Here is a 7,004-nt window from a genome sequence, read left to right as displayed (position 1 = left end):
GGCCGGGCTCGAGGATGACGGGGCCGCCCGTGCCGGGCTGGCCGTGGTTGATCTGGAGACCGTCGGACGGGTTCCCTTCCCGGTCCATGAACGTGATGTCCGGGAAGTCGTCGGTCAGGGTGCAGCTGGCCTCGCCGACGTTCGTGACCTTCAGGTGGGCGTTCACGTGGCCGGTCGAAGAGAGCTCGAAAGACGGCTCGATGTTGCCGATTTCGCAGGGCCCCTGTTCGTCAGGGCTTTCGCCGCCCTGTGTGTTCGAGCCACCGTAGGTGCCACCTTGTGCACTGCCCAGCTGCGGGGCCGGCGGCGTCTGCTGGGCCGAGCCGCATGCGCTGAGAGAAAGTGCGAGGGCCGCGGCGGCGGTCAGGGTGGTCCCGATGGTGCGCAGGTTCATTTCACTGTCCTTAAAAGATCTGGTCTGCAACCTTCTTTCGATGACATAGACGTGCGACCCCGTGGGTGGTTGCTTCCAACGAGTGTGACCGCGGACATATCGCGCTTCATGCCATCGTGTTCCGGCGGCGGCTGGACGGGAGGTGACCACGAGGCGGGTCTGTGGGTAGCGGTTGAGCAGTTTGCGCAGCCACTGCCGCACTTTGGGGCGCTGGCCAGCGGACAGCTCGTCGACTCCACCGGCCAGAAGCAACGCGTGTCCGGCATCGAACTGGCGGTGTGTCCAACCGTCCGGGGCAGGCTCGGCTATCGGCCCCGCAGGATCTTCGAGGAACTCCTCCGGCCGAGGCAAGGGCTTGCCTGCGTAGCTGCGAAGTTTGATGAGGATCGGCACAGTGTCATTCCAGTCGGCCAGTTCGCGGCTGAATCGTCCACGCGCGGCCGTGACGGCAATCCAGCGAAGCAGTTTGCCTATGCCTGCCTCGCCCCGGACCAGCATCCGCTTTGACGTACTCAAAGCCGCTTCCATCGGCAGTGCGCCGCTCGCCTCCTCCGGGGAGGTGTTGCTGAACCAGCGGTCGTCGACCAGGTACTGCTCGCGGAGGTTAACGATCGCTCCGTGGTGTTCCTGTGTCTGCGGCAGGTCGGGCAGGAGCAGGAGTGGAACTGGAGCGCGGTACGCACCGTAGTGGGCCAGAACAGCGTGGAACCGCTGTCAACGGACGTGTTTTGTCCTGCTGTTTCCCAGTTCTCGCAGGTCAGTGTCTCTTGTGGACATTACTGGTGATCAAGGGGTCGCGGGGTCCAATATGGAGCGCTGTGCGACTGCACGGCGACGAGTGCGTCCTGTGGCTTGGACATTTTGACAGCCTGGAATGGGCGGAACGCCGAGCAGGCGAGATCACTACAGCTCTTGCTGCCCGAAGCGCCTTCCTGTCCGTAGTGCTGAAGGGTCCTCGTTGCGGATCTGAGCCAGGAAGTCCTCGTCCTCGGCTTGGATGTGTTGCGCTTCGGTCAGCACGTCCCGCACGCTGTGCGCCGGGATGACGACGGCGCCGGCGCGGTCTGCGTAGATCGCTGCAGTGGCTCGGTCCGCACCGAACCGCAGGGCAAACTGGCGGCCGCGCTGATATGACACGCAGGCCGCACCAGCGGCGACCAAGATCGTGCAAGCACACGTGTGAAAGTGACGAACGTCCAGGCCAGGTCACCAATGATGATCACCTTGACCTCGGTATGACACACCGGAGGTGCGTGTGCGGCGTGGTTGATGACCGTCTTGCACGAAGCAGAGCTTTAGCCTGGCTGCCTCGCGTCTCTCGTCGAACGAGTCAGAGTGCCTGGTGTCGTGGCACTGGCCCTGCATTGTGAGCCATCCGCGCCACCCCCGGGTCTTTCTCTGCGGATCTGTCAGATGACCGAACACGGTGGTCGTCCTCCTTGTAACTGCCGTGATCAAATGGCGGTTTCCTGGCGACGGGAACGCGCGGGAACGCGTGACAACCCGTCGTAACGAGGAGGAACAAGAGCCGCTGGCCTGCAGGGATACGCGAACAGCTGGTCGGCCCCAGCGGGTCACTGCCTTGACACGGTAGTGCTCATTCGTGACGTTTGTGCTGGTGATGGCATAGTGCTAGCGGGCGTGGCTGAGGATGGGGGCGCCCGGTTTGTCTGCCTCCGCCCACCCGGTCGACCGCTCCAGAGACGGCCGGTGGGCCAATGCGGTCGCGCGCCGGTTCTGCTCTTCGTGCTCCGGCTCTCGCTGATGGCGATGGTGGTCTTCGCAGCGTTGGGTTCCACAGGCGGCCGTGGTCATGGGAGGCGCTGGTGTCCGAAGAGCAACATGGGGAAGCCGTGGCTGGTGCCCTGACCTGTCTCGAAGGCTCCGGTCCGGCCGGCAGACCGAAGCGGCTGTCGCCGCAAGCCGGGTAGTCGAAGGCTTCGATCGACATCCCGCCAATGGTCCGGCGGAAAAGGAGAGACAGACGGTTGCTGTCGCTGGTGCTAGGCATCAGGGCGATTGCTGGCTCATCGAGCAAGTCCGCCCACTTCAGCAGGCCGAGCTCCCGCCGTGGAATGCGGGACAGTTGCAGGCACGCGTGCTGTAGGTGCAGGTCAATGGTCAGGGCCATCGAAGGAACGGGAACCACGTGTTGCATTTGGCTCATCGGGCCGGCGCCCGCCTTGCCCTGCGCTCCACCGCCAGCTGCACTCCGACCTGGATCTTCAGGTCAGGCGGACTGGGATTTGGTGTGATTACTGCGAGTGCCCCCGGTGCGACTCGAACGCACACTGGACGGATTTTGAGTCCGCTGCCTCTGCCGATTGGGCTACGGGGGCTTGTTCGCTCAGCATACGTGACCCTTGATCAACCGGTCGATCAGGGGTATGCGTCACTTTCCCGGGTGGTTTGTCCCGGTTCGGGACCCTGGTGGTGGTGATCTTCGCGAGTTAGGTTCACAGCCTCTACTCCGGGTGGCCGGTCGAACACGGGGGGCCGTGATGGTCGATGAAACCAGGATCGAGTCCGCGACGGGCGATGGCGACGACATCGGGTTGCGGCGGAGCCTGAAGAACCGCCACCTCCAGATGATCGCACTCGGCGGCATCATCGGCGCCAGCCTGTTCATCGGCAGCGGGGCGGTGATCTCCACCGTCGGGCCCGCGGCCGTGCTGTCCTACGCCCTGGGCGGGCTGATCGTCGTGCTCGTGATGCGGATGCTCGGCGAGATGGCGACCGCCGCTCCCACGCTCGGGTCGTTCATGGAGTACGCGCGGACCTCGCTGGGCAACTGGGCGGGGTTCACCATCGGCTGGCTGTACTGGTACTACTGGGTCGGCGTGGTCGCCTTCGAGGCCGTCGTCGGCGCCGAGCTGCTGAACCCGCTGGTGCCCGTCGTGCCGCAGTGGGTCATCTCGCTGGTGCTGATGCTGCTGCTCACCGCCACCAACCTGGTCTCGGTGCGGTCGTTCGGCGAGACCGAGTTCTGGTTGGCGTCCATCAAGGTCATCACCATCGTGATCTTCCTGGTGTGCGGGACGATCTTCGTGCTCGGGCTGTGGCCGGGCGCGGAGTTCTCGGTCGGCAACATCGCGCTGGACGGGTTCGTCGCCAAGGGCGGTTTCGCCGTGCTGCACGGCGTCGTCATCGTGGTCTTCTCCTACTTCGGCACCGAGATCGTCACCATCGTCTCGGCCGAGTCGAAGGAGCCGGAGAAGGCGGTCGCCAAGGCGACCAAGGCGGTCGTGTGGCGGGTGCTGCTGTTCTACGTCGGTTCGGTGACCCTGCTGGTCATGATCACGCCGTGGCAGGAGATCCCCAGCGAGAGCAGCCCGTACGCCGCGGCCTTCGCCAGGTTCGGTTTGCCCGCCGCGGAAGTCGTGGTGAACGTGGTCGTGTTCACCGCGGTGATCTCGGTGCTCAACTCCGGGCTCTACACCGCCTCCCGGATGCTTTTCGCCTTGCAGCGGCGGAGTTTCGCGCCCGGCTGGGTGCGCGACATCAACCGCCGGGGCGTGCCGTGGAAGGCGATCCTGCTGTCCACACTGGTCGGTTACGTCGCCGTTGCCGCGAGTTACGTCTCGCCGGACACGATCTTCTACTTCATCATCAACTCCGCCGGCGCCGTCGCGCTGTTCATCTACGGGATGATCGCGGCCTCGCAGCTGCGGATGCGCCGCAGGCTGGAGCGGGAAGCGCCGGAGCGGCTGAAGCTGAAGATGTGGTTCTTCCCCTACTTGACCTGGGCCACGCTGGTCGTGATCGTCGCAGTGGTGGTCACCATGGGCGCCATCGAGGAGGTCCGATCGCAGCTCACGCTGAGTCTGATCAGCCTCGCCGCGATCCTGCTGATCTACGTCCTGTTCGTGCGGCGGCGGGTCGCGCGGGCTTGATCGTCGCGATGTCGCAATGGTCACGTCGCGTGTTTACCTCGGCGTGAAGTCACAGCCGGTAAGCTGCGGTTTCCCGATGCAGACCGCATCGGCGGACCCGATTTTTGGAGGATCCCGGTGACGACGCCGGCTGCCGAGGACACACGCGAGGCCAAGCCCGTCGAACGTCGCGTACTCGTGGCCGAGGACGAGGCGTTGATCAGGCTCGACCTGGTGGAGATGCTCCGCGAAGAGGGTTACCAGGTCGTCGGCGAGGCGGGGGACGGGCAGGAGGCCGTCCGGCTCGCCGAGGAGCTGCGACCGGACCTGGTGATCCTGGACGTCAAGATGCCGAAGATGGACGGCATCGAGGCCGCTTCCAACATCGCCGGTGAGCGGATCGCGCCGGTGGTGATCCTGACCGCGTTCAGCCAGCGCGACCTCGTCGAGCGGGCGCGGGACGCGGGCGCGATGGCCTACCTGGTCAAGCCGTTCGCCAAGCGCGACCTGGTGCCGGCCATCGAGCTCGCGGTGTCCCGGTTCACCGAGGTGCAGGCGCTGGAGGCCGAGGTCGCCGACCTGACCGAGCGCCTCGAGGCACGCAAGACCATCGAGCGGGCCAAGGGCCTGCTGATGAACAAGCACAACCTCTCCGAGCCGGAGTCGTTCCGCTGGCTGCAGCGCACCGCGATGGACCGCCGCACCACGATGAAGGCCGTCGCCCAGGCGGTGCTGGAGAACCTCTCCTAGTTCGGCGGCCCGGCGCCGGCCGCGGTTCGGCGGCCGACGCCGGGGAGCTCAGCGACGGCCGGCGGCGTCCCACACCGGGCTCGTGGTGAAGTGCACGTCGTACCGGTCCTGGACGTCCTCCAGCGCCGACTCCGGCTCCTCGCCGCGGGTGATTCGCTGCAGCAGCCGGAAGAAGTCGAACCTGTCGACGCCGGGCGCGATGTAGATGAAGATCTCCACGGCGGAGTCCGCGGTCGCCGCGAACGCGTGCGGCACGCCGGGCGGCACCACCACGAAACCGCCCTTGCCGACGGTCTCGATCCGGTCGTCCAGCAGGATCTCCATGGCTCCGTCCAGGACGTAGAACACCTCGGCTGACTTCTCGTGGACGTGCGGGTGGGCGCCGTCCCCGCCCGCCGGAATGCTGATCAGGTTGGCGCCGGTGACGCCTCCGGTCGCGCTGCTGTCGGCCAGCAGCGTTTGCGTGGTGCCGGCCTGGATGATCTCGGCGTCGCCGGCGTGCACGACAACGGCTCGGGCAGTCATTTCCCCTCCGCAACAGGTGTGTGGTCCTTTCCGATCAAGTCCACCTCTGGCGGAGGGGCCGAACAAGGCGCGATCACCACGCGCACCCATCACCGTTCATGATGGGAACGTGGAGATCAGGCAGCTGCAGTACTTCGTCGCGGTGGCCGAGGAAGGCGGGTTCGGCCGGGCCGCCGAACGCCTGAACATCGTGCAGCCCGCGGTGAGCCAGCTGGTTCGCAGGCTGGAGCGCGAGCTCGGGGTGCAGCTGTTCGACCGATCCACCCGGCAGATCCGGATCACCTCGGCCGGCGAGCGGCTGCTGCCGGAGGCGAAAGCGGTGCTCGCCGCCGCTTCACGGGTGCTCGCGGTCGCCGGGGAGATCAAGATCGGCACCGAAGGCGTCCTGCGGCTCGGCACGGGACGGGCCCCCGATCCACGCGTCGACGCGGCGGTCGACGACCTGGTCGTGGCGGCGCCGCGGCTGCGCGTTCGGATCGTCAAGTCGGGCCTCGCCGACCGGCTGGCGGCGGTCCGCTCCGGGGAACTGGATGCCGCCCTCGTGCGGGCCATGTCGTCGGCGGCCGGGCTGGAACTCGTCCCGCTGTGGACGGATCCGGTGTACGCGGTGGTGCCCGCGCGGCACCCGTTGGCCGACGAGGACGTGCTGCGCCTGGAGCAGCTCGCCGAGTTGCCGCTGCGCCTCGCGCCCCGCGACGCCAACCCGCCGTTCCACGACCTGATCAACGCTGCGCTGCGCGACGCGGGAGTCGAACCGCCGGCCGGGCCGCCGTTCACGCACCTGCAGGGCACGTTCGCCGACATCGCGACCGACCCCACCGCGTCGTGGACCGCGTTCTACCGCGCCGGTGATCTGCCACCGGCGCGGCACGTCGCGATCCGTCCGCTGGCGGGCGTCGAGATCACCACGTCGCTGGTGGTGCCGCCGGGCCCGGCGGGGCCCGCGTTGAGGATGTTGCTGGACGGCTTCCGGCGGATTACTTTCCCGGGGGTTGATCGCGCAGGACGCAGGTCAGCCGCGCCGAGCAGGTCCGCCGGTCCTTCTCGTCGGTGATCACGATGTCGTAGGTCGCCGTCGCGCGGCCCAGGTGCACGGGCGTGGCGATGCCGGTGACCACGCCGTCGGTGACCGCTCGGTGGTGCGTGCAGGTCAGCTCCAGGCCCACCGCGATCCGGTCGTCGCCCGCGTGCAGCGCGGCGGCGATGGAGCCCACGGTCTCCGCCAGCACGGCGTTCGCGCCGCCGTGCAGCAGGCCGTAGGGCTGGCGGTTGCCGGCGACCGGCATCGTGCCGACCACCCGATCGGGGGCCCATTCGACGATTTCGATGCCCATCAGCGCGGTGAGCTGTTCCTCGGCGGCCGTCAGCACCCGGTTCAACCGGTCGTTCTCGCTGGTCACAGCCTTGCCGTCGTTGAGCGCAGCCACGCCTGGGTCCTCCTGTCGCCTCCGGTACAAGCTGTC

The 7,004-nt window shown here is 67.1% G+C and carries 7 protein-coding genes and 1 tRNA gene; 3 read left to right on the top strand and 5 right to left on the bottom strand.

Features of this window, described 5'->3' with window-relative positions; translation table 11 throughout:
* The 3 genes from BLW84_RS32380 to BLW84_RS32370 all read right to left on the bottom strand — a co-directional run.
* A partial coding sequence (locus tag BLW84_RS32380) for an NACHT domain-containing protein (protein ID WP_245761539.1) occupies nt 1–892 on the bottom strand: 892 nt, incomplete at its 3' end.
* 405 nt (nt 893–1,297) lie between these two features.
* On the bottom strand, nt 1,298–1,531 hold the full coding sequence (locus BLW84_RS32375) for an RraA family protein (RefSeq protein WP_177226804.1): 234 nt from the start codon (nt 1,529–1,531) through the stop codon (nt 1,298–1,300).
* A 1,128-nt stretch (nt 1,532–2,659) separates the two neighbouring features.
* A tRNA-Leu gene (locus BLW84_RS32370) sits at nt 2,660–2,733 on the bottom strand.
* 162 nt (nt 2,734–2,895) lie between these two features.
* Between BLW84_RS32370 and BLW84_RS32365 the strand changes: the two genes are divergently transcribed.
* Nucleotides 2,896–4,287, top strand: coding sequence for an amino acid permease (locus tag BLW84_RS32365; RefSeq protein ID WP_093273188.1), 1,392 nt, complete (start codon nt 2,896–2,898; stop codon nt 4,285–4,287).
* Between the two features lie 117 nt (nt 4,288–4,404).
* Entirely contained in the window at nt 4,405–5,016 is a 612-nt protein-coding gene (locus BLW84_RS32360; RefSeq protein WP_093273187.1) for an ANTAR domain-containing response regulator, read from the top strand.
* Nucleotides 5,017–5,064: 48 nt separating this feature from the next.
* Here the strand turns inward: BLW84_RS32360 and BLW84_RS32355 are convergent, their stop codons facing one another.
* A complete protein-coding gene (locus BLW84_RS32355; RefSeq protein WP_093273185.1) occupies nt 5,065–5,541 on the bottom strand; it encodes a cupin domain-containing protein in 477 nt (158 codons plus the stop codon).
* Nucleotides 5,542–5,650: 109 nt separating this feature from the next.
* On the opposite strand from BLW84_RS32355, the gene BLW84_RS32350 reads away from it, so the two are divergent.
* Entirely contained in the window at nt 5,651–6,595 is a 945-nt protein-coding gene (locus tag BLW84_RS32350) for a LysR family transcriptional regulator (protein ID WP_093273184.1), read from the top strand.
* Here BLW84_RS32350 and BLW84_RS32345 read toward each other — a convergent pair.
* Nucleotides 6,519–6,941 (bottom strand): PaaI family thioesterase, encoded by a 423-nt coding sequence (locus BLW84_RS32345; RefSeq protein ID WP_245761543.1) that lies wholly within the window; start codon nt 6,939–6,941, stop codon nt 6,519–6,521. The two genes, BLW84_RS32350 and BLW84_RS32345, sit on opposite strands and share 77 nt — an antisense overlap.
* Between the last annotated feature and the right edge of the window lie 63 nt (nt 6,942–7,004).

It is taken from the genome of Saccharopolyspora shandongensis, assembly GCF_900106995.1.
In the GTDB taxonomy this organism is placed as follows: Bacteria; Actinomycetota; Actinomycetes; order Mycobacteriales; family Pseudonocardiaceae; genus Saccharopolyspora; species Saccharopolyspora shandongensis.
The sequence above is the reverse complement of the archived record's forward strand: the minus strand, read 5'-3'. Positions and strand labels throughout refer to the sequence as shown.

Excerpts from the sequence above, each read along its gene's own strand:
- BLW84_RS32365 (WP_093273188.1), top strand. The coding sequence starts at position 2,896 with ATGGTCGATGAAACCAGGATCGAGTCCGCGACGGGCGATGGCGACGAC.
- BLW84_RS32355 (WP_093273185.1), bottom strand. The coding sequence starts at position 5,541 with ATGACTGCCCGAGCCGTTGTCGTGCACGCCGGCGACGCCGAGATCATC.